This is a genomic window from Sulfitobacter sp. S190 (assembly GCF_025141935.1).
GTDB lineage: Bacteria > Pseudomonadota > Alphaproteobacteria > Rhodobacterales > Rhodobacteraceae > Sulfitobacter.
Window position 1 is genome coordinate 1 of sequence record NZ_CP081121.1, and the last position, 20,432, is coordinate 20,432.

The 20,432-nt window shown below is 61.0% G+C and carries 21 protein-coding genes and 3 pseudogenes; 11 read left to right on the forward strand and 13 right to left on the reverse strand.

Annotated features, from left to right (window positions below; genetic code table 11):
* Nucleotides 1–34 precede the first annotated feature (34 nt).
* The 4 genes and pseudogenes from K3756_RS17515 to K3756_RS17530 form a co-directional block, all read right to left on the reverse strand.
* Nucleotides 35–220, reverse strand: coding sequence for a twin-arginine translocation pathway signal protein (locus K3756_RS17515; RefSeq protein ID WP_259993688.1), 186 nt, complete (start codon nucleotides 218–220; stop codon nucleotides 35–37).
* 59 nt (nucleotides 221–279) lie between these two features.
* Nucleotides 280–881: pseudogene (locus K3756_RS17520) on the reverse strand (molecular chaperone).
* Nucleotides 878–1,477 carry a DUF3306 domain-containing protein gene (locus tag K3756_RS17525; protein WP_259993689.1) on the reverse strand — a complete coding sequence of 200 codons (600 nt, stop codon included), beginning with the start codon at nucleotides 1,475–1,477 and terminating at the stop codon, nucleotides 878–880. Before K3756_RS17525 ends, K3756_RS17520 begins: the two are co-directional and overlap by 4 nt.
* Nucleotides 1,474–1,998 (reverse strand): DUF3305 domain-containing protein, encoded by a 525-nt coding sequence (locus tag K3756_RS17530; protein WP_259994001.1) that lies wholly within the window; start codon nucleotides 1,996–1,998, stop codon nucleotides 1,474–1,476. Before K3756_RS17530 ends, K3756_RS17525 begins: the two co-directional genes overlap by 4 nt.
* A 368-nt stretch (nucleotides 1,999–2,366) precedes the next feature.
* On the opposite strand from K3756_RS17530, the pseudogene K3756_RS17535 reads away from it, so the two are divergent.
* Nucleotides 2,367–4,311: pseudogene (locus K3756_RS17535) on the forward strand (4Fe-4S binding protein).
* Here the strand turns inward: K3756_RS17535 and K3756_RS17540 are convergent.
* Complete coding sequence (locus K3756_RS17540; RefSeq protein WP_259993690.1) at nucleotides 4,305–5,006, reverse strand: c-type cytochrome; 702 nt, start codon at nucleotides 5,004–5,006, stop codon at nucleotides 4,305–4,307. The pseudogene K3756_RS17535 and the gene K3756_RS17540 overlap by 7 nt on opposite strands.
* 91 nt (nucleotides 5,007–5,097) lie before the next feature.
* Between K3756_RS17540 and K3756_RS17545 the strand changes: the two genes are divergently transcribed.
* The 5 genes and pseudogenes from K3756_RS17545 to K3756_RS17565 all read left to right on the forward strand — a co-directional run bounded on the left by K3756_RS17545 (nucleotide 5,098) and on the right by K3756_RS17565 (nucleotide 7,561).
* Nucleotides 5,098–5,289 carry a DUF6494 family protein gene (locus K3756_RS17545; RefSeq protein ID WP_259993691.1) on the forward strand — a complete coding sequence of 64 codons (192 nt, stop codon included), beginning with the start codon at nucleotides 5,098–5,100 and terminating at the stop codon, nucleotides 5,287–5,289.
* Between the two features lie 3 nt (nucleotides 5,290–5,292).
* Nucleotides 5,293–6,361, forward strand: a pseudogene (locus K3756_RS17550) (P-loop NTPase).
* Nucleotides 6,358–6,789 (forward strand): biotin/lipoate--protein ligase family protein, encoded by a 432-nt coding sequence (locus tag K3756_RS17555; protein WP_259993692.1) that lies wholly within the window; start codon nucleotides 6,358–6,360, stop codon nucleotides 6,787–6,789. The pseudogene K3756_RS17550 and the gene K3756_RS17555 overlap by 4 nt, the downstream one beginning before the upstream one ends.
* Before the next feature lie 29 nt (nucleotides 6,790–6,818).
* Nucleotides 6,819–7,070, forward strand: coding sequence for a DUF4444 domain-containing protein (locus K3756_RS17560; protein ID WP_259993693.1), 252 nt, complete (start codon nucleotides 6,819–6,821; stop codon nucleotides 7,068–7,070).
* Nucleotides 7,067–7,561, forward strand: coding sequence for a DUF6505 family protein (locus K3756_RS17565; RefSeq protein WP_259993694.1), 495 nt, complete (start codon nucleotides 7,067–7,069; stop codon nucleotides 7,559–7,561). Before K3756_RS17560 ends, K3756_RS17565 begins: the two co-directional genes overlap by 4 nt.
* A gap of 18 nt (nucleotides 7,562–7,579) precedes the next feature.
* On the opposite strand, the gene K3756_RS17570 is transcribed toward K3756_RS17565, so the two are convergent.
* The 6 genes from K3756_RS17570 to K3756_RS17595 form a co-directional block, all read right to left on the reverse strand.
* The gene (locus tag K3756_RS17570) at nucleotides 7,580–8,389 is read right to left on the reverse strand and encodes a substrate-binding domain-containing protein (protein ID WP_259993695.1); all 810 of its coding nucleotides are present in this window, start codon (nucleotides 8,387–8,389) and stop codon (nucleotides 7,580–7,582) included.
* A complete protein-coding gene (locus K3756_RS17575; protein WP_259993697.1) occupies nucleotides 8,386–9,099 on the reverse strand; it encodes an ATP-binding cassette domain-containing protein in 714 nt (237 codons plus the stop codon). Before K3756_RS17575 ends, K3756_RS17570 begins: the two co-directional genes overlap by 4 nt.
* A complete protein-coding gene (locus K3756_RS17580; RefSeq protein WP_259993704.1) occupies nucleotides 9,096–9,800 on the reverse strand; it encodes an ABC transporter permease in 705 nt (234 codons plus the stop codon). The genes K3756_RS17575 and K3756_RS17580 overlap by 4 nt, the downstream gene beginning before the upstream one ends.
* 157 nt (nucleotides 9,801–9,957) lie before the next feature.
* Nucleotides 9,958–10,950, reverse strand: coding sequence for an SDR family NAD(P)-dependent oxidoreductase (locus K3756_RS17585; RefSeq protein WP_259993714.1), 993 nt, complete (start codon nucleotides 10,948–10,950; stop codon nucleotides 9,958–9,960).
* A 166-nt stretch (nucleotides 10,951–11,116) separates the two neighbouring features.
* Nucleotides 11,117–11,950: a tryptophan 2,3-dioxygenase gene (locus tag K3756_RS17590; protein ID WP_259993716.1), complete on the reverse strand. Its 834-nt coding sequence runs from the start codon at nucleotides 11,948–11,950 to the stop codon at nucleotides 11,117–11,119.
* Entirely contained in the window at nucleotides 11,947–12,756 is an 810-nt protein-coding gene (locus K3756_RS17595) for an alpha/beta hydrolase (RefSeq protein ID WP_259993719.1), read from the reverse strand. The genes K3756_RS17590 and K3756_RS17595 overlap by 4 nt, the downstream gene beginning before the upstream one ends.
* A gap of 189 nt (nucleotides 12,757–12,945) precedes the next feature.
* Here K3756_RS17595 and K3756_RS17600 point away from each other — a divergent pair, with 189 nt between their 5' ends.
* Nucleotides 12,946–13,776 (forward strand): B12-binding domain-containing protein, encoded by an 831-nt coding sequence (locus K3756_RS17600; RefSeq protein ID WP_259993722.1) that lies wholly within the window; start codon nucleotides 12,946–12,948, stop codon nucleotides 13,774–13,776.
* 52 nt (nucleotides 13,777–13,828) lie between these two features.
* On the opposite strand, the gene K3756_RS17605 is transcribed toward K3756_RS17600, so the two are convergent.
* Nucleotides 13,829–14,287 (reverse strand): cytochrome c family protein, encoded by a 459-nt coding sequence (locus K3756_RS17605; RefSeq protein WP_259993723.1) that lies wholly within the window; start codon nucleotides 14,285–14,287, stop codon nucleotides 13,829–13,831.
* Nucleotides 14,288–14,466: 179 nt separating this feature from the next.
* Between K3756_RS17605 and chlG the strand changes: the two genes are divergently transcribed.
* The 4 genes from chlG to idi are packed head-to-tail and all read left to right on the forward strand — an operon-like array spanning nucleotide 14,467 to nucleotide 18,400.
* On the forward strand, nucleotides 14,467–15,369 hold the full coding sequence (gene chlG / locus K3756_RS17610; protein WP_259993725.1) for a chlorophyll synthase ChlG: 903 nt from the start codon (nucleotides 14,467–14,469) through the stop codon (nucleotides 15,367–15,369).
* Nucleotides 15,366–16,652 (forward strand): BCD family MFS transporter, encoded by a 1,287-nt coding sequence (locus tag K3756_RS17615; protein ID WP_259993727.1) that lies wholly within the window; start codon nucleotides 15,366–15,368, stop codon nucleotides 16,650–16,652. The genes chlG and K3756_RS17615 overlap by 4 nt, the downstream gene beginning before the upstream one ends.
* Before the next feature lies 1 nt (nucleotide 16,653).
* Nucleotides 16,654–17,847 carry a geranylgeranyl diphosphate reductase gene (locus tag K3756_RS17620; RefSeq protein ID WP_259993729.1) on the forward strand — a complete coding sequence of 398 codons (1,194 nt, stop codon included), beginning with the start codon at nucleotides 16,654–16,656 and terminating at the stop codon, nucleotides 17,845–17,847.
* Between the two features lie 22 nt (nucleotides 17,848–17,869).
* Nucleotides 17,870–18,400 (forward strand): isopentenyl-diphosphate Delta-isomerase, encoded by a 531-nt coding sequence (gene idi, locus K3756_RS17625; protein ID WP_259993734.1) that lies wholly within the window; start codon nucleotides 17,870–17,872, stop codon nucleotides 18,398–18,400.
* 3 nt (nucleotides 18,401–18,403) lie between these two features.
* Here idi and dxs read toward each other — a convergent pair whose 3' ends face one another.
* Nucleotides 18,404–20,308 (reverse strand): 1-deoxy-D-xylulose-5-phosphate synthase, encoded by a 1,905-nt coding sequence (gene dxs / locus K3756_RS17630; RefSeq protein WP_259993744.1) that lies wholly within the window; start codon nucleotides 20,306–20,308, stop codon nucleotides 18,404–18,406.
* Nucleotides 20,309–20,432: the final 124 nt, after the last annotated feature.

Consider the following 20,432-nt stretch of genomic DNA (forward strand, 5'->3'; position numbering starts at 1 on the left):
CGCGGGGGCCACGCAGATGCGCGGCCTTTGGTCCTCAGAACCGCGTGCTTTCAAGATACGCGCGCGTATGCAGGGTGTCCTGCATCTTGTCCGATGACAGGTCCGGCTCGGCGGCCTCGACTGCCGTGCCTGTGGCCACCGCCGCCGCCGCCAAGGGCGCCGATGTCGCGGCCACTTTCAGAAAGTCGCGTCGGCTGCTGCCGTGCGTCTTGTCCGTCATGCCAAAGTCCTCCTCTGGCTGTTCCGACGCCGGTGAAAGCGCCGCTCGTTGTGCAGGCCTCAGCCCGCGCTCATCCGAAACGCTTCGACTTCGATATCCATGAACGTCCGGCCGACCGTGCCGACCGACGCATAGAAAACCGAATTCTTGGCTTCGAGATCCGAATAGAAATGCGCCGCCCAAGGGGCGATATGCGCATTGAAAAATGTCTTTGCTGTTCCACGGTCGCGGGCGGCCCAAATCGACCCACAATCATCGCGGCCATCATCTCCATCAGGCTGGCGATATTGTCCTCAGGCTCGAACACGTTGTCGGCGCGGCTCAGGCCGCGGGCCGTCATGTCGTCGCGCAGACGGGCAAGTGGTTTTTCATTCAGGAAACCGGTCAGGTAATAGCTGGCGTAGGGTAGCAATTCGCCACGGCCCAACCCGATGAACAAAGCTTCATACTCTCTTTTGACGGCTTTTTCCTTCGACAGCCTGGCTACCTTTGCCAGTGTCGCGACCGCCTGCCCCAGCTGGCTGTCATCACCACCCAGACCAGCCGTCTGGCTCAGCAGCATCTCGTCCGCAGGGCGGGCCAGAAGCGCGCCCAGAAAATTGTAGAGATCCGCACGCAGGCGGTCTTCTTCGGCGATCTGTGTTTGCAAGGCGGCGGTCATCCCTGTTGGTCCTCGAATTGAAATTGCATACGGTGCAACGGCGCTGCGGCCATGACGGGGCCGTCCTCTTCATCCGCCGCAGGTCGCACATAAACGGCGGTGGCTGCGGGCGTAGTCTCGGCCACGAGGACATCTTCTTCTATCACGGGCACGTCGTCTTCCAGATCTTCATCCGGCTCGACCGCCTGCGGCTCCTGAGCGTCGGCTTCGGCTTTGCGCGCGAGCTCCTTGATATGCTCCAGCATGCCCTTGCCCACCTGATAGGTTGTCTGCAGATTTTCGACGACCGTCGCGGCATCCGTGAAATCCTCGCCGTAATCCACCAGACCGTCGACATTCGCCAGCACAGGGTTCAATCGCCACAGCTTTCGCAGCGCGCGCGTCTTGATCCGGTTCGGCACAACGTCGGACATGAACACACTGAAATCGTCGCCCGCTTCCAGCGTATCCGGGTCAGGCAGTTTGAGATCTGCCAATATCTCCGCGTCGGTCTGCTCTGCTTCCTGGCGCGCAAGCGTTTCGGCATGCGCCTCCTGGGCATCGGCCTCGGCCTCCGCGGCGACGGCCGCGCGGCGCTTGTCCCAGAACCCGCTCATTGCATCCGCTCCTTGCGGGCCGGGGCCCGATAGACATCGGCGACCTGACGAATGCGCGCATCGCCAATGCCGTCTTCGCGCAGATCGACGCGCTTTTTATCACGCCGCCGCTTGATGAATACCTCGTCCTCGTGGAACTCCTCGACAAATCCGCGGACCCACGCCACGAGACCGGGCGGCATCGGCACCTTCTCCACGATCTCTTCGCCGCTGTCTGTATAATCTTGCGCCTCATACGGCGACGCGGTCACCAAAAGCACATCGAGCGCGCGTGCGGCAGGGCGCATGATGACATAGATCGAAGGCACCTTTGCGGTGAGCCCATGCAGATACGCTTCGGTTTCCGCCCCGTGCAGTTCAAGCGTGCAGGTGGCCGCGTGGTATTCGATCGCTTCGCCCTCGCGGCGCAGCTCGCGCCAATCCGCGTCCCCCGCTCCGGGCAGAACGGCACTGGCCGTCCAGGCGTGCTGCACCCAACGGGTCACTCCCGGCGTACGCCGCAGCACCACGCCAAGCGGCATCGCCTGATACATCTTCGGGTTATGGATCAAAACTGGAACTCCCTACGTCAACTCTGCGCCAACTCGCGCCATCGACAAAGCGAAATCTTGTAGACCGTGGCATACCGTCAGATCAGGGACAAATCGGGACAGCCCGTCACAGCCGGCGCCGCGTCGCGGACAAAATGTCTAATCCGAGCATAACGGTAGGTTTTTAAGCGGCCACAGGTGTACCGAATCATCGTGGCCAAAAGCGTTCGTCGACAGCGCTGAAGCCCCGCCGCGCCAGCCACGAAACCGCTTGTGAAGCGGTTTCATTCATGTCTACCTGCGGCGCGACCAGTGGTTTTTTCGTGCGCGGAAACCATCGCCGAGGGAGGGTGGATTATTTGTCTAAGCGATTGATAACATGTAGCTGTCTCGACACTCAGCGCATTGACGCACCGCGGTTGGCTGCCAGCACCGGACTGGAGGTCGCGGCCCCCTGCAACGCCTTGTGCACCACCAGATCGAAAGCGCAGTGGAGGCTCTTACCGACGGCGACGCAATATTTTGCTGCACCCAGGAAGCGGCCCGATTCGAAGCACTCGCAGCCGAGCTTGATCTGCCGGCACCACCGACGCTGGACCTGAGAGACCGGGCAGGCTGGACCGATGACACAGGGGATATACTACCCAAAATGTCCGCACTTGCCGCGGAGGCCTTGTTGCCCGCGGCCCCGCCAAAACCCTCGATGTGATTTCGGAAGGATTGTGTTTGATCGTGGGGCCTGCCGATGTCGCACTTGCCGCGGCAGAAACGCTGCATCCCCACCTTGGCGTGACCGTCCTGCTCGATGAATTTCCGGATGGGCATACGGTGCGGAGCTACGACATCGTTGTCGGAAAACTCCGCAAGGCGCAGGGCGCACTCGGACAATTCAACGGACCATCGATCGGTTACAGCTGGTCGAACCGGGTGGTCGTGGGGCATTCACGCTCACCGACCCGCGTGATGGGGGTGTGAGCCAGTGCGATATCCTGCTTGACCTGACCGGAGGAACGCCGCTTTTTCCTGCGCCCGACAAGCGCGAGGGTTATCTGAGGGCCGATCCGTCGTATCAGCCTGCGGTCGCGGCAGCGGTGATGGCCGCGTCGCATCTGGTCGGCACGTTTGAGCAACCACTCTACATCGCCACCGAGCCATTGTTGTGCGCGCACAGCCGCGCCGAGCAAACGGGTTGTACGCGCTGTCTTGATCTGTGCCCGACAGGTGCCATCACGCCCACAGGCGATCACGTGACGATTGATCCGATGGTATGTGCCGGTTGCGGCGCGTGCTGCCGCCCTGCCCCTCGGGCGCAATCAGCTATGACGCCCCCCCCGTTGATTTGACGTTCCGCAGGGTTCAGACCCTTGCCAAGGCCTTTCTGGATGCGGGTGGCGTGGCACCCCGGCTGCTGGTGACCGACGATCACGGTTCCGAAATGATCCGTCTTGCCGCGCGGTACGGTCGCGGATTGCCTGTGGATGTGATCCCGCTGGAGATGGCGGCGCTCAACGCGTTTGGCCATGCAGAGATCGTGGCCGCGCTCGCGGCTGGCTTTGTCGGTGTAAACATCCTTCCCGGCCAGCACACGGACCGTGATGCGCTCGCGGCCCAAATGGCTTTGGCCGAGGCGATAGCAGGACCGTCCAGAGTGTCGCTAATCGATACGTCCGATCCGGACGCGATGGCCGACGCTCTTTACGCCGCGGACCCCGTGGAAGGGATAAAAAATCCGGTGCGCCCGATGGGAACACGGCGCCAGATCACCCGGCAGGCTGCCCGCGCGCTGCATCCCGGGACCGATCACCTGCCTCTGCCCGGTGGCGCGCCCTATGGTGCGGTGGTCGTCGATCAAGACAGCTGTACCCTGTGTCTGTCGTGCGTCTCGCTCTGTCCCTCCGGCGCGCTTGGGGACAATTCCGACCGGCCGCAATTGCGCTTTCAGGAGGATGCCTGCCTGCAATGCGGCATCTGCGCCACCGTATGCCCGGAAGATGCGATTACCTATGAGCCGCGTCTTGATCTGACGGATGCAGCACTGCGCCAGAATGTCGTGCACGAAGAAGAGCCCTTTGCCTGTGTCGAATGCGGATCCCTGTTCGGCGTCAAATCAACCATCGACCGGATAACCGAAAAATTGACGGGTCACACGATGTTTGCCGACGAGGCCAAGCTGCGGATGATCCAGATGTGTGACGATTGCCGCGTGAACGCACAGTTCCATTCAGACGATAATCCGTTCGCGGGCAAGGAACGGCCCGGCCCCGCACGAGCGACGATTACCTTTCAAAGCGGCGCGATCACTGATGTTGCAAAGGCGCACCCAGATCGGCAGGAGCCATCTCCGCGACAAAGGCCATCATCGCCTCCAGATCGTCCAGCGTCATCTCAACGGGCACGATCGCGGGCGGCAGATCTTCGGCGAACGGGTCGGTTACATCCGCCACTTGCGTGAAGGCTGGATGCGGATTGAGGAAATAAAAACCAGCAAATCGTTGTTCCCAATCGGAAAACGCGCGCAGGACAAAGAAGCTGGGTGTCGATCCGATGTCATTCTTGCGCCCCGCCTCGTCAACCGCGTGACAGCGCCCGCATTTGGCCTGCGCGATTGCATAACCCGCGATAGCATCACCGTCGTAGCTGACCTGCGCCGCAGCCTTGGCGATCTTCTGAGGTGCGGTAAAGAGCGGTACACCCTCGGGCGCGAACGCCAAAATCGTACGCTGACCCACTTCGCCCGTCAGCCAATCGGCAAGCCGGTCTACGTCGGTGTCACCCACCGTCCGGATGTCCATATGCCACAGCTGTGCCGGTCCTTGGAACAATGGGGTCCCTTGCGCGCCCAGAAGGATATCGGCATCCGCGGGCGGAACCAGCGCCACGCTGATCTGGGTCTTGAGGGAAAATCGCGGCAGGGCATATTTCAGAACCCCAGTGTCCTGCAACTCCTGCGGCGCGTGCAAAGCGACGCGTTTGCCCTCGGCCAAAGCCGCTTGCGGCAAAGCCCGATCATCAGAATAAGAACGAAACGCACCATGCCTTTAGCCTAGTCCGGCACGAAGGCGCACGTCAAACCCCACACAGGAGCCCCTCATGAGCGACGAATTCAACATGTCCATGCGCAAGTTTCTCAAACAGGTCGGAGTAACCTCGCAACAAGCGATTGAAGACTCGATGCGCGACGCCGACACCGCCGGGAAAACTTTTACCGCGCGTGCGACGATCACGATTGACGGGCTTGATATGACGCATGAAGTGACCGGCGAAATAAAGGGTCAGGATTAAGCGGTGGCAAGCAGGGAAGACATTCAGGCGATCCTGAAATCGATCGCGGATCCGGTCAGCGACAGCGATATCATGGCGGCAGGCGTGGTGCGGGCGTTGAACGTGGACGATTCCGGCACGGTGCGCTTGTGATGGAAATCGCGCCGTCGGCGGCAGCCGCCTATGAGGCGGTGAAGACAGAGGCTGAGGCGCGGATCGGTGCGCTTGACGGCGTGGAAAAGGTCGCAATCGTGCTTACGGGCCATTCCGCCCAACCTGCACCGCCGCAACTGACCCCGCAAAAGAAAGCGGAACCGACCGGACCGCAGAAAATTCCGGGCATAGACCACATCATTGCCATCGCATCCGGCAAGGGCGGCGTGGGCAAATCGACCGTGTCGGCCAATCTGGCTTGCGCGCTTGCCGCGCAGGGCCGCCGGGTGGGGCTGCTGGATGCAGATGTCTACGGCCCGTCGCAGCCCCGCATGCTGGGTGTTTCCGGCCGCCCCTCCAGTCCGGATGGCAAGACAATCCTGCCGATGCGAAACCACGGTGTCACAATGATGTCGATTGGCCTGATGACCAATGAGGATCAGGCTGTCGTTGGCGCGGTCCGATGCTGATGGGCGCATTGCAGCAGATGATGACACAGGTCCAATGGGGCGCCTTGGATGTCCTGTTGGTCGATCTGCCGCCCGGCACGGGCGATGTTCAGATGACGCTTTCGCAAAAGGCGCAGGTCGACGGGTGCGATTGTCGTCTCTACGCCGCAGGATGTCGCCCTGCTCGACGCCCGCAAGGGGATCGACATGTTTCAAGCAGTTGCAGGTCCCAATCCTGGGCATGATCGAGAACATGAGCACCCACATCTGTTCCAGCTGTGGCCACGAGGAACATTGTTTCGGACACGGCGGTTGTCGCCGCAGAGGCCAAGAAAATAGGTGTGCCGCTGTTGGCCGAAGTGCCGCTGCATCTTGATATCCGGCTGGCCGCTGACGGGGGCGCGCCGATTGTGGTCAGCCAACCCGACAGCGCGCAGGCACAGGCTTTCCATGAAGTGGCCAAGGCGCTCGTGACGCAGGGTGTGGCATGACTGGACCGCTGGTCTTTCCGCCCTTGTTTCATGGCGAGCCGGTCAGCGAAGATGCGATGACGCAGGCCTGCATGAGAGCGACGCAAGGATGCGACGCGGGTCTTGTGGTCTATGCCCTCGGTGCCAATACCCTCGAGGCCGCCATTGTCTTCGCACCCGAAGTGCCGCTCTCCAAAGCGATTGCGATGCTGCCGATTTGCGGGATCGGCTTTCAAAACGCGCTCGGCGCTCTGGCGCCTGCCGGGAAGTGGCCGTGCACCTGCAATGGGACGGCACCGATACGGATCAACGGCGCGCGCTGTGGCAGACTGACCGCCGCCGCGGCACAGGCGACGCCCGACGCAGTGCCCGACTGGCTGGTGATTGGGCTTTATCTGCCCCTTTGGCCGACTGACAGCCGCGATGCGGCGGCGCCACACCCGATCTGACCACGCTTTATGCTGAAGGCTGCGTCGATGTGGCGGCCCCCACCCTGACAGAAGCCTACGTCAGACACACTCTCAACTGGCTGAACCGGTGGGAGGACGAAGGCGCCAAACCCGTTCACGATGAATGGCGCGGCTTGGCCCATGGCGTCGGTGAGCAGGCGTCACAAGGCGGCAAGACAGGGACATTCATGGGCATCGACGAAGACTTTGGCATGCTGTTGCGCACGCAGGAGGGCACGACGCTCGTGCCTTTGACCACACTTCTGGAGGACCCGTCATGAAACTGGCCCGTGCAATCCATTTTGACGAGAGCGATCAGCGTATTTTCCATATACCCGCGCGCACCGGTGAATGGTGTGTGTCGGGCGGGTTCGAATTCTCCAACTGGACAGAAGGCGACCTGACCGGCAAAGCGCGACAGGCCTTTGCCAACGGCTGGTTCGGGCTCGAAACTGGCGGGCGGGTCACTTTTGTGGCCGTGACGCAGATAGAGCCCGGCGAAGTCGAAACACTGACATCGATGCTGGCCCAGCACTTTGTGACCTATTACGGCGCACCAACGGTGGAGGCGGCAACGCCCGTCGCGCAGGAAGAAGTTCAGCAGATGCTTGATCTGTGCGATGACCATGACGCCAACACGCTGCTGACCGTCGCGCGTGAGCTATCGGATGCTGGCGTGCGCGAAGCCTACCGTACAATCCAGCCGCAAGATGCAGGCATCGATCAATTCGCCGTCCACGGCTCCCTCGACGATGAGCCGCACCACCATTGATGTCGCATCGGCCCGCGCCTATTCCGGCTGCGCGTTGAAGGTGAAAAGCTGCTCGCCATCGATGGTGTAGCCGTCGATAAGGGCACCGGCACCGGGTGATGTCAGCCAGTTCTCGACCTGTCGTGCCAGATCGGCCTTTACGTGGGGATGACGCTGCGCATCTACGGGCAAATAGGCGTATTGGTTGAAGAGGATCGGATCGCCTTCGAACAGCACCGTCAACCCGCCCTTATTCCCGAAATTGAGCCAGCTTGCCCGATCGGACATGATATAAGCGTCCAGACCTGCCGCGGTATTCAGTGCAGCCCCCATTCCGGCACCAACCGCTTTGTACCAGCTTCCGAAGGTGGCAGGATCCTGCGACGCGGCTTGCCACAGGCTAAGCTCCTTTTTGTGCGTGCCACTGTCATCACCCCGGCTGACAAACGGCGCGCCCGCAGAAGCGACCGCCGTAAGCGCGGCTGCGGCACTATCGGTCTGTGCAATGCCAGCGGGATCGCCCTCAGGGCCGACCAGCACGAAATCATTGTACATGATTTCCCGGCGGTGGGGGCCATACCCTTCGGCCACGAACGCCTCTTCCGCGCTCCGGCTGTGCACGAGGATCGCATCGACATCGCCCGCACGGCCCAACCTCAGCGCCTGACCGGTACCAACGACAAGCAGATTAACGTCAATGCCCAGATTCTCGCGGATTTGAGGCACCAGCACATCGGCAAGCCCGGAATTGTGAAACGATGTTGTCACGGCCATGCGCATGACGCTTTCTGCCCACGCGCCCGTTGCCGTGATACACGCCAAGAAGAGGGCCATGATCGATTGTCTCATTCCAAGATATCTCCCTTGAGAAACGCTGCGGCCTGCGCAGGTTCAGGCCTTTCGAAAAAGTCGGACGCCGGCGCGAAAGCCTGTACGCGCCCGTGCAGGATAAACACGATTTCATCGGCCAGTCTGCGCGCCTGACCCATATCGTGCGTGGCAAAGATCAGTTTCATCCCACGTGCCTTTGCGTCCTGAAGCACTCCTTCGATGGCGCGGGTCGCGCGACCGTCAAGATTTGCACAAGGCTCATCGAGAAACAGGACCTGTGGCTCCGTGATCATTGCGCGGGCCAGCGCGAGCTTTTGCTGCTCGCCGCCTGAAAGCACCGTGGCAGAGCGCGATAGCATCGGCGTCAGATCCAGCCGGTCTGCCCAGATCTCTGCACGCGCGCGCGCGTCGGATTTCGGTGTCCCGCGAATGGTCAACGGATAGACGAGGTTTTCCAGCACGCTGCGGCGCAACATGACGGGGCGTTGAAACACAAAGGCCTGATGGTGCCGCGCCTCCTGCGTCCCGCAGGCCCAAGTGATCGAGCCGGAAGTAAGCCGCGCAGTTCCGTGCAGGAGCCGCAAAAGGGTCGTCTTGCCGGATCCGTTGGGACCGATCACAACCGTGGCCCCCGTGCCGTCCAACTGCAAATCAACCGGCCCGACCAGACGTTTGCCACGTCGGCTGGTTTCGGCGGCGGCCACGCGAAGGAGGAACAGCGCACTCACCAGCGGCCCCCCTGCTCTGTTCTGCTCAACCAATGGATCGCGAGGTTCACGGCAATCGCCAATCCGATCAATACAATGCCCAGCCCCAGTGCGAGCGCAAAGTCACCTTTTCCGGTTTCGAGCGCGATGGCCGTGGTCAGCACGCGGGTGGCGTTGTCGATATTCCCGCCGACAATCATGATGGCGCCGACTTCGCCGATCGCGCGACCGAAGCCTGCCAGTGATGCGGTTAACAAGGCGCGGCGCGCGTCCCACAGCAGGGTGCGCATTTTTTGCATCTGGGTGACATTCATGGAAATAAGCAGATCGTGATATTCGCTCCACAGGTCGCGCAGGGACTGGTGCGCGATGCTGGCGATCAGGGGCACGATAATGATCACCTGCGCAATCACCATCGCGGTCGGCGTAAACAAGAGCCCCAGCACGCCCAGCGGCCCCGAACGTGACAGCAGAATGTAGACGATCAGACCTACGACGACGGGGGGCAAACCCATCAATGCGTTGAGCACCGCAATCACCCCGCGCCGCCATCGGAACCGCCGCACGGCCAGCAGTGCCGCCAGTGGCAATGCAATGGCTGAACCGATGACAAGCGCACTGAGGGTCACCTGCAGCGACCGCAACGTGATATCGAGAAGCTGCGGATCAAGTGTCACCACCATCCAGAAGGCGCGGGTCAAACCGGCCCAAAGATCAACCACCTGCCTGCCCCCTCTTGTGACGTATCAGCGCGCCGACGCTAGCGGTTTGTGCATGCCAACAGAAGCGGGAAAGCGACACATTCCATGGTCTTTTCCCAATTTGGGGCACAGGCGTCAGTCGTCCCGATGCGCGGTGGCCAGATTGTCCCACCGGGCGTCATGCGATGGCATAGTGATCTTTGTACCAGGCGATAAAGGCGGCCACACCATCCTCAACACTGGTGCGCGGCCGGTACCCTGTCAGGTCATGCAGAAGACCGGTATCCGCCCAGGTTTCGCGAACATCGCCCGCCTGCATCGGATGAAACGTCTTTTGCGCCTCAATGCCCAATGCGTTCTCCAATGCTGCGACAAATTCCATCAGCGGGACCGGCGCCGCATTGCCGATGTTGACCAACCGGTAAGGCGCCACGGGTGATGCCCCTTCGGTCTGCGGTTCGGGCGGCTTGTCCTGCAAAAGACGGATCGCTTCAACCAGATCGTCAATATAGGTGAAGTCCCGCGCCATCTGTCCGTTGTTATAGATGTCGATCGGCCGCCCTTCGAGCATCGCACGTGTGAACTTGAACAGCGCCATATCCGGCCTGCCCCAGGGGCCGTAAACCGTGAAGAACCGGAAAACCGTCGTCGGAATATTGTAGAGATGGGCATAGGAGTGGGCCATCGCCTCTCCGGCCTTTTTCGTGGCGGCATAGAACGACATCTGCATGTCAGCCTTCGCCGTCTCGACATAGGGCATTTGGGTGTTTGCGCCAAAGACGGAACTGCTTGAGGCGAGCATCAGGTGCGCGCACGGGTTGGCCCTCACCGCTTCGAGCAGATTGAACGTACCGATCAGGTTCGAATCCACGTATGACCGCGGGTGGTCGATCGAATACCGTACGCCCGCTTGCGCCGCCAGATGCACCACCACGTCTGCCTGTGCCTCGCGCAGGGCGGTATCGAGCGCACCTTCCTCTTCGAGCCGCGCGTTCACGGCCTTGAAGGCAGGCGACTTCTGCAGAATTGATTGCCGCGCCTGTTTGAGCGACACATCATAATAATCGGTCAAACCGTCAAAACCGACAACGTCGTATCCATCCGCCAACAGGCGTCTGGAAAGATGATAGCCGACAAATCCTGCCGATCCCGTGACCAAGGCCGTGGGCATAGGTGTCTCCTTCGGTGACTGCCGCGTTATGTGTGGAAGATTGCCGACCGATGCAAGCGCTCAGGCGCGATACACGAGAAAATGAGGCAGGTGTCAGTCGATACAAGCGGTCGGCCAGATGACCGCGCAGCATAGATGAGTGACACCGGGTCTCCGCACGTACCCGTCAAAGCCCGCTGCGCAAGTGCCAGAGTTCGGGAAACAGCTCGACCTCCAGCATGCGGCGCAGGTATTTCACCCCTGACGTCCCACCCGTGCCCCGCTTAAACCCGATGATACGTTCCACTGTCGTCACATGATTAAAGCGCCAGCGGCGGAAGTAATCTTCGAGATCAACAAGTTTTTCTGCCAGTTCGTACAACTGCCAATGAGTTTCAGGCGATTTATAGACCCTCGTCCAGGCCTCGATGATTGCGTCCGAAGCGATATGCGGGCCATCCTGCACGAATGCCTGCGCCGGAAGCGTGATAGAAAGCGCGTCCTCCAAAGCGCGCAACGCCACATGATAGAGCGACGGACGATCAAGTTCCTGCACCAGCTTGGCGTGCAGTTCCGGTCGATGCTCATGCACCTTCAACATTGCCGTATTACGGTTGCCGACCAGAAATTCGATCAACCGGTACTGATGTGACTGGAACCCCGATGAAGCGCCCAGATCCTCGCGGAAGGTCGTGTAATCACTGGGCGTCATCGTGCGCAAGACATCCCAGGCATTGTTCAACTGTTCGAATATCCGCGCAACGCGCGTTATCATCTTGAAGGCTTCACCAAAGCGCGCGGCGGCGATGTGACCGCGCGCGGCATCCAGTTCGTGCAACGCCAGCCGCATCCAGAGCTCTGACGTCTGATGCTGGATAATGAACAGCATCTCATCATGCGCGTCAGAAAGCGGGCCCTGAGCACCCAAAAGATCATTCAGACCGAGGTAGTCCCCATAGCTCATCGCGTCGCGGTACGACATTTTTGCGCCCTCGCCCGCCGGATCATAGCCTTTGCTCATCTCAGTATTTCCTTCATCAAGGCGCTTTGCGGATCGGCGAGTGCATCTATGACCGAAAAATGGTTTTCACCGGTATCGTAGGTTTCGCTCACATCGACACGCTGTGCCGCCGCATATTCCGCACCCATGCGGTTCTGGCGCAGGAATTCTGGACGTTCTCCCGCACCGACCCAGAAACTGATCGGGATGTCGGAATTGAACTCTTGAAAAACGGTACTTTCGGCGCGGGCCTCTGCCTGATCGAGCATGAGCGTTTCGTTCATACGGGTGTGCAGCAGCGGCTCCAGATGGTGGACACCGCTGATCGAGGTGATGCGATGGATACGGGCCTGCACATCGGGCGTCAACACCGCCGGGTCTGCCATCCGTGCCACCAGATGCCCGCCCGCGGAATGACCGGCAAGCGCGATCGGCCCCGACTGCTTTGACGCAACCCGGGTGACTGCCTGTGCAATCGCGCCCGTGATCTCGTGAACACGGGCGTCAGGTGCGAGCGGGTAGCTGGGGATGGCGACGCTCCACCCATGGGCCAGCGCGCCCTGCGACATATTGCTCCACCACGACTTGTCGAAGAGGTGCCAGTACCCCCCGTGCACAAAGATCAGGCATCCTCGCGGGGGACCCTCGGGCCTGAAAAAATCGAAAACCTGCCGCGCCCCTTCGCCGTAAGCAAGGTCGCGTTCCGCACGACCCTCATCGTCCATGCGGTGGCGAAAATCCGCTGCCTGCTTGGCCCAAACGTCCGCAAGACGCCCTGCCCCCTCCACGTATCCGGAGTTGTCGAACGCGTCATTCCAATCAATCATGCGTAGCTCCCGGACACGCGATCACCATATGTGGTTTCCGTTGCTTTGGGCTTAAAATTTCAGCCCTAAAACATTAGTTTGCCCACCCTTTCGGGGCAACGGGAAACTGTCCGATTTGCTTGAAAAAATACAACCTTTGGCTATGCTCCTTTCAATGCCGTATTAGCCATGCGGCGTTTAGGGGGACTCATGACAGATCGTGAAGACGATCCGTCTTTGTTTCATCATGGCCTCTACGAGAGAGCCAGGGACGAGATAGGGACGCTTCGAGCGAAACTTCCCGAGGACGCGTTCGCGTCACTCGCGAGAGAAGTGATCCGACGTGTGTCGGACAACCCGGTTGCTGCGCGCCCACAGTTTGATGCGCCGCAGCGGGCCAGAATTGATGCGCTGGCGCGTGCCCTTCTCGACAAGGGTCCGCAAGCCGGAATTGAATTCATCCAATCTGTCCGGGCGCAGGGCGCATCGGTGGAAACAGTCTATCTGGGGTATCTTGCCGAAGCGGCCCGCGCGCTGGGAAACTGGTGGGAACAGGACAGGATAAGTTTTGTCGATGTGACAATCGCCACCGGTAATATCTACGCGGTCATGCGCGGGCTGAAACCGCTCTTCCGAACCGTATCCGCAACGCCTGCGACCAGGTCCGCGCTGTTTGCCAGTGTTCCGGGCGAAACACACACGCTCGGCATTGAGATGGCGGCCGACTTGTTCACTAAAAAAGGGTGGGACATCACGCTCAAGCGTCAGATGGACCACGATGAATTTATCGAGCAGGCAAGCCTTATTGGCCCGCCCCTCATCGGCTTGTCCGCTGCAGGCGAACACGCGATCGTACCCTTGGCGCGGATGATCGTGGCCCTGCGCATCAGCAATCCGAAAGCCGCGATCATGGTGGGCGGAAACGTCGTAAACGTCGCGTCCGACCTAATCGAGACAATGGGTGTGGAGGCAATGGCAGACGATTTCGATGCCGCCTATGCCGCCGCAAACCGGCTCTGGGAACAGCAACAGGCCGAATAGAGAAAAGGGCGGCCCGATGGACCGCCCGTTTTTGGTTCATTTGATGCCGTGATCAGCTGCCGCTGTCAGCTTCGGCTTCGACTTCGGGGCCGACAGACACAAGATACGCCCATACGTCGGCTGCATCTTCGTCACCGCGCAGCTTGAACGACATTTTCGAGCGCGCTTTTTTGTCGTCGAGGTATTCAGCGAGGTATTTCTTGGGGTCCGCGACATAGGCGACGAACTCTTCCTCGTTCCATTCCAGACCCGCTTCGCCGGCTTCAACCAGAGAATCGCCGTAGCGGAAATCTTCGGTACCCGCGACGCGTGTGTAGAGACCGTACAGGTTAGGGCCGTTGCGCCCACCTTTGACGATGGCTTCGCCGTCTGCGTCTACGATCGAGTGGCAGGCCTTGCACTTGTTAAAGACCTTTTCGCCTGCTTCGGCGTCACCGGTCGCATGGCCGTCCGCAAAAGCCGGTGCGCCGAGAAGCGCGAGACCCAGAGCGGTCGCTGCAAAATGTTTCATGATAGTCCTCCATTCGTTTGCCGAAGATAAACTAGAGGGCAGTCGCACAAGGTCCAGTCCTTAGTTGGGACATAACGTCTTCGTGCGACAACGGGTCCGCACGCGGGCGCCTCATGTCTTCATATGTAAACTATACATTACACTTGCCCAATGACTAGTGTCATCTTATCGTGACACTTATGAGCATAGCCACCTCAGCCCCGATCCGCCGCCTGCCTGATCCAGCCGCGGCGTTGCAACTGGTCAAACCGATTACATGGTTTCCACCGATGTGGGCCTACCTGTGCGGCGTCGTGTCCTCCGGTACCGCACCTGCGGGCAACTGGCACCTTGTCGTGCTCGGCGTCGTGCTGGCCGGTCCCATCGTGTGCGGCATGAGCCAGGCCGCCAATGACTGGTGCGACCGCCATGTCGATGCCATCAATGAACCAAACCGCCCGATCCCGTCAGGCCGCATTCCCGGCCGTTGGGGTCTGTGGATCGCGCTGTCTATGTCCGCCGTCTCGCTCGTGGTGGGCTGGCAACTCGGCCCTTGGGGGTTCGGCGCGACTGTGCTTGGCGTCGCCGCCGCATGGGCATATTCCGCCGAACCTGTCCGGCTCAAACGCTCTGGCTGGTGGGGCCCCGGACTGGTCGGGCTTTGCTACGAAGGGCTGCCCTGGTTCACGGGTGCTGCCGTTCTGAGTGCTGGCGCACCGGCGTGGCCCGTCATCATCATTGCCGCACTTTACGCGCTTGGCGCACACGGCATCATGACGCTCAATGACTTCAAGGCGCTCGAAGGCGATCGCCAGACGGGAGTGAACTCTCTGCCCGTGACGCTAGGGCCCGAAAAGGCGGCGCTGCTGGCCTGTGCCATCATGGCGGTACCACAGGCCGTTGTCGTCGCGCTTTTGATGTTCTGGAATGCACCGTGGCACGCGGTCGCGATTCTGGGCCTGCTTGCCCTGCAATTCGCCGCGATGCGGGTCCTGCTGCGCGATCCGAAGGGCCGCGCGCCGTGGTACAACGCAACCGGTGTCACATTGTACGTCGCAGGCATGATGGTCGCGGCATTTGCACTGCGAGGTGTGACCGGATGACACTTGGCTGGACACAAATCATGCGTTTGGGTCTGGTGCAGATGGCACTTGGCGCGATTGTTGTGCTGACAACATCAACGATGAACCGCTTGATGGTGGTCGAATTCGCTCTCCCCGCTGTCTTGCCCGGTCTGTTGGTCGCGCTGCACTACGGCATTCAGCTCAGCCGCCCGCGGTGGGGTTTCACATCGGACACCGGCGGCAACCGAACGGTCTGGATTATCGGGGGGATGGCGGCGCTCGCGCTGGGGGGATTCGGCGCCGCAGTCGGTGTGACGTTGTTTGAACAAAGCTACGGCCTGGCCCTCGCCGTTTCGGTCATCGCCTACGCATTGATCGGTCTTGGCGTGGGGGCATCGGGGACGTCACTCTTGGCGTTGCTGGCCACGACGACGGCTCCCCACCGGCGCGCCGCGGCTGCCACAATCACATGGTTGATGATGATTTTCGGCATCGCCCTGACCGCCGGGCTCGCAGGGCACTTTCTGGACCCCTACTCCCCAACCCGCCTGCTTGCAGTTGTCGCGGTGGTCGTCGGTGCTGCCTTTGTGCTGACCTGTCTGGCGACCGGGCGGATCGAACGCGGCCTGCAGGTCACCCGCCAGCCCGATCCGGCCCCTTTTCTGGACGGTCTGCGCGAAATCTGGGCCGAACGCCGTGCCCGTAATTTCACGCTTTTCGTCTTTCTGTCGATGAACGCCTATTTCATGCAAGAGCTGATCCTCGAGCCGTTTGCGGGTCTGGTGTTCGGCTTCACTCCGGGCCAGTCGACGAGCCTGTCGGGCGCGCAGAATGGCGGCGTCTTTATCGGCATGCTGCTCGTGGGCATCGCAGGCACCGGACTGAAGGTCGGCAGCCTCCGGTCATGGGTGGTCGCCGGTTGTATTGGTTCGGCAGGAATGCTTGGCCTCATCGCGCTTGCGGGCACGGGCGGGCTGACAGCGCCTTTGACCCCATTGGTTGCCGGGCTTGGCTTTTTCAACGGCATGTTCGCGGTCGCCGCCATCGGATCGATGATGGCTCTGGCCTCTGAAGGGCGATCGTCACGCGAAGGAACGCGCATGGGCCTTTGGGGCGCGGCACAGGCAATTGCCGCAGGCTTCGGAGGCCTGTGCGGAGCTGCCGCTGTAGACGTTATGCGCGGGTTTTCCGCAGACGGCCCGGCGTTTGCAGCCGTATTTTCAGTTGAAGCGATACTCTTTGTGGCGGCCGCGCTGATGGCGCGCCACATCCTTGATCCGGTACCCGCCTCGGCGACCGGTACGCTCGTTGCAGGAGAATGACATGACAGATCAAATCTATGACGTTGTGGTGGTCGGGGGCGGCCCGTCGGGTGCCACAGCCGCGGCTGATCTGGCCCTCTCCGGCCACCGTGTTGCGCTGCTGGACCGTGATGGCAGGATCAAACCCTGCGGTGGCGCGATCCCGCCACGCCTGATCCACGATTTCCATATACCCGACGAACAGATTGTCGCGCGCATTCAGACGGCCCGAATGATTTCCCCCACACAGCGTCAGGTCGATATCCCGATCGAGAACGGATATGTGGGCATGGTCGACCGGGAAAGCTTCGACGAATTCCTGCGTGTCCGCGCACAGGCGGCGGGTGCCGAACGGATCACGGGCACCTTCACCCGGATTACCCGGGACGCGGACGGCACAATTGTCACCTTCCGCCACAAAGGAACGGGCGAGACGCGCGAACTCAGGACAAAGCTGGTGATCGGCGCTGACGGCGCACGCTCCAACGTCGCAAAAGCCGAAGTACCCGGCGGCGATAAAATCCCATACGTCATCGCGTATCACGAAATCATCGAAGCGCCGGACACGGCAACGGAAGGGTACGATCCGAAACGCTGCGATGTGGTCTATGACGGTGCAATCAGCCCTGACTTCTATGGCTGGGTGTTCCCGCACGGGCGGCAGGCCAGTGTCGGCATGGGCACCGGCATCGACGGAGTTGACCTTAAAAAGGCAACCGCAGATTTACGGGCGGCATCCGGATTGGGAGAGTGCAAAACCATCCGCCGTGAAGGTGCCCCTATCCCGCTAAAACCGATGGACCGGTGGGACAACGGGCGCGATGTCGTTTTGGCGGGCGACGCTGCAGGTGTTGTCGCACCATCCTCGGGTGAGGGCATCTACTACGCCATGATGGGCGGGCGGGTCGCCGCAACCGCCGCATCGGCATGTCTTGTCACAGGGCGCAGCCGGGATCTGCAACTGGCACGCAAACTGTTCATGCGCGAACACAAACAGGTCTTCCGCGTGCTCGGCGCGATGCAGAATGCGTATTATCGCTCTGATGCGCGACGGGAGCGCTTCGTGTCTCTCTGCCACGACATCGACGTGCAGCGGCTGACCTTCGAGGCATACATGAACAAGAAACTGGTCAAGGCACGCCCCTTGGCGCACCTCAAGATCGGCGTTAAGAACCTCGCACATCTGACGGGTCTGATTTCCGAAACCCGCGTCTGACCCCATGCACGACGGAGCCCGCATGACCACCGACATCATGATCCCTGCCTGGATCGACGGTCAACTTCAGCCGGTCGAAAAGCTCGACGCGCATCTGCGCGGCTTGCGCCACAAGGCGGTGTCGGTTTTTTTGATGGCAGGGGAGCAAACGCTCATCCAGCGGCGGGCGATGGGAAAGTATCACACGCCCGGCCTATGGGCGAATACCTGCTGCACGCATCCTGAGTGGGACGAAAGCGATCTGGACTGTGCCAACCGCCGACTGGCGGAGGAATTGGGCATTCGCGGCGTTGCACCGCACCACCGCGGACAGGTCGAGTATCGGGCCGACGTCGGGAGCGGGCTGATCGAACACGAGCTGGTCGAGGTATTTGTGGTGCACGCCGATGTTCATCTGCCCATGCAGTTGAACCCAGACGAGGTCATGGACGCGGCATGGATCTCGATGCCTGCCCTCATGGACGAACTCGTCGCCACGCCCGAGAAATTCACACCCTGGCTGCGGATCTACATGACGCAGCATGCGGGCCTTATCTTTGGCGACGCGGCCTAGGTCCTACGGCGCGTCAACCTTTGTGACTTGCGCCGCCTGAAGCGCGACTGCCGCGATATCGGTCGCGGTCATGCCTGCATCGGCGTACATCGCATCGGGGGCTGCCTGATCAATGAAACGGTCGGGCAGGGTAACGGTTCGGACGGCCAAAGACCCGTCAAGCCACCCTTCGTTCGCGAGAAAATGCAGAACCATCGCTCCGAACCCGCCACGGGCGCCCTGTTCGACTGTCACCAGAACCTTGTGCCGGCGGGCCAGTTTTTCGATCAACGCTTGGTCAAGCGGTTTGGCAAACCGCGCGTCGGCAACGGTGACCGTCATGCCCTGCGCTTCGATCAGATCGGCAGCCTTGCTGCTTTCACCCAAATGAGCCCCGAACGACAGGATCGCGACGTCAAATCCTTGCCGGATAATCCGGCCCTTACCGATCGCAAGCGGTGTCCCGTGTTCGGTAAGGCTCACACCCTCTCCCTCTCCGCGGGGGTATCTGAACGCAATCGGGCCCGTATCATGAGCAGCGGCGGTGGCAACCATATGGACCAACTCTGCCTCATCGGCGGCTGCCATCACGGTCATATTGGGCAGCGCAGCGAGATATCCGATATCGAACGCGCCTGCATGGGTTGCCCCGTCCGCCCCCACCAGCCCGGCACGGTCGATTGCGAAACGAACCGGCAAATTCTGGAGCGCAACATCGTGCACGATCTGGTCGTATCCGCGCTGCAGGAATGTCGAATAGATCGCACAAAACGGCTTGAGCCCTCCTGCCGCCATGCCCGCGGCAAAGGTCACACCGTGCTGTTCGGCGATGCCGACATCGAAGGTGCGCTTGGGGTAATGCTTGCCGAAAATATCGAGCCCGGTACCCGACGGCATTGCTGCAGTGACCGCAACGATCTTCGGATCGCGGCTTGCTTCATCGCTCAGCGCCTCGCCGAACACCACGGTGTAGCTGGGGGCATTCGGCCTTTTCTTGGCCTGAGTTCCTGTGGAGGGGTCAAATTTTCCAACACCGTGATAACAGTCGGCGGCTTCCTCGGCCGGTGCGTATCCTTTGCCCTTTGTCGTGCAGCAATGGATCAGAACCGGGCCGGTGGCGCGTGTCCGGGCCGCCCGCAGCACCGACAAAAGCTGGGGCAGATCATGGCCGTCAATGGGGCCAACATACTGAAACCCCAATTGCTCGAACAAGGTTGCGTCATTGCCCATCGCACCGGTCACCATCTGCCGTGCGCGCCGCGCGTGATCACGCATCGGTCCTGGCAGCGCAGCCTCGAACCCTTCGGCCATCTCGCGCAGCCCGCCAAGAGGTGAGGCATACAGACCGCTGAGGTATTTGCTCATCGCGCCAACGGGCGGCGCGATCGACATTTCGTTGTCATTGAGAATGACGAACATCCGGCGTCCTTCCGCGCCCGCATTGTTGAGCGCTTCGTACGCCATGCCCGCGCTGATCGATCCGTCACCGATCACCGCAACCGCATCGCCGGTGGGCTCGCCCATGTCGCGCGCGATGGTAAACCCGAGCGCCGCCGAAATCGACGTCGACGAATGCGCGGCACCGAAGGGGTCAAACCGGCTTTCGCTGCGCTTGGTAAATCCTGATAGGCCACCTTCCTGACGCAACGTGTGCATTCTGTCGCGTCGGCCTGTCAGTACTTTGTGCGGATAGCATTGATGCCCGACATCCCAGATCAACTTGTCGCGTGGCGTGTCGAAAACCGCATGCAGGGCAACCGTCAGCTCCACCACACCAAGCGATGATCCTAGGTGTCCGCCCGTGCTCGCCACGCTTTCGATCACTTCCCCGCGCAGCTCGCCGGCCAGCTGCGCCAGTTCGGTATCGGTGAGCGCCTTGAGGTCGGAGGGCGCGGAAATACGGTCAAGCTGTGGCGTAGGGCGGGGCATGGCGGGGCCTTCCTCAAAATGCGCTCGACCGGAGGGGAGTTGGATATCCTGTTGGCCCGGTAACAGAGGGTGACACACGCGTATGCGTGGCACCCTCTGTCTCCCGTAGCCAACAGGAGGCGTC

What these genes read in the sequence shown, in the direction of transcription:
- K3756_RS17615 (WP_259993727.1), top strand. Translation starts at nt 15,366, where the DNA reads ATGACACTTGGCTGGACACAAATCATGCGTTTGGGTCTGGTGCAGATG.
- K3756_RS17595 (WP_259993719.1), bottom strand. Translation starts at nt 12,756, where the DNA reads ATGATTGATTGGAATGACGCGTTCGACAACTCCGGATACGTGGAGGGG.
- K3756_RS17525 (WP_259993689.1), bottom strand. Translation starts at nt 1,477, where the DNA reads ATGAGCGGGTTCTGGGACAAGCGCCGCGCGGCCGTCGCCGCGGAGGCC.
- K3756_RS17555 (WP_259993692.1), top strand. Translation starts at nt 6,358, where the DNA reads ATGACTGGACCGCTGGTCTTTCCGCCCTTGTTTCATGGCGAGCCGGTC.
- K3756_RS17585 (WP_259993714.1), bottom strand. Translation starts at nt 10,950, where the DNA reads ATGCCCACGGCCTTGGTCACGGGATCGGCAGGATTTGTCGGCTATCAT.
- idi (WP_259993734.1), top strand. Translation starts at nt 17,870, where the DNA reads ATGACCACCGACATCATGATCCCTGCCTGGATCGACGGTCAACTTCAG.
- K3756_RS17565 (WP_259993694.1), top strand. Translation starts at nt 7,067, where the DNA reads ATGAAACTGGCCCGTGCAATCCATTTTGACGAGAGCGATCAGCGTATT.
- dxs (WP_259993744.1), bottom strand. Translation starts at nt 20,308, where the DNA reads ATGCCCCGCCCTACGCCACAGCTTGACCGTATTTCCGCGCCCTCCGAC.
- K3756_RS17620 (WP_259993729.1), top strand. Translation starts at nt 16,654, where the DNA reads ATGACAGATCAAATCTATGACGTTGTGGTGGTCGGGGGCGGCCCGTCG.
- K3756_RS17530 (WP_259994001.1), bottom strand. Translation starts at nt 1,998, where the DNA reads ATGCCGCTTGGCGTGGTGCTGCGGCGTACGCCGGGAGTGACCCGTTGG.
- K3756_RS17590 (WP_259993716.1), bottom strand. Translation starts at nt 11,950, where the DNA reads ATGAGCAAAGGCTATGATCCGGCGGGCGAGGGCGCAAAAATGTCGTAC.
- K3756_RS17600 (WP_259993722.1), top strand. Translation starts at nt 12,946, where the DNA reads ATGACAGATCGTGAAGACGATCCGTCTTTGTTTCATCATGGCCTCTAC.
- K3756_RS17515 (WP_259993688.1), bottom strand. Translation starts at nt 220, where the DNA reads ATGACGGACAAGACGCACGGCAGCAGCCGACGCGACTTTCTGAAAGTG.
- K3756_RS17605 (WP_259993723.1), bottom strand. Translation starts at nt 14,287, where the DNA reads ATGAAACATTTTGCAGCGACCGCTCTGGGTCTCGCGCTTCTCGGCGCA.
- chlG (WP_259993725.1), top strand. Translation starts at nt 14,467, where the DNA reads ATGAGCATAGCCACCTCAGCCCCGATCCGCCGCCTGCCTGATCCAGCC.
- K3756_RS17570 (WP_259993695.1), bottom strand. Translation starts at nt 8,389, where the DNA reads ATGAGACAATCGATCATGGCCCTCTTCTTGGCGTGTATCACGGCAACG.
- K3756_RS17545 (WP_259993691.1), top strand. Translation starts at nt 5,098, where the DNA reads ATGAGCGACGAATTCAACATGTCCATGCGCAAGTTTCTCAAACAGGTC.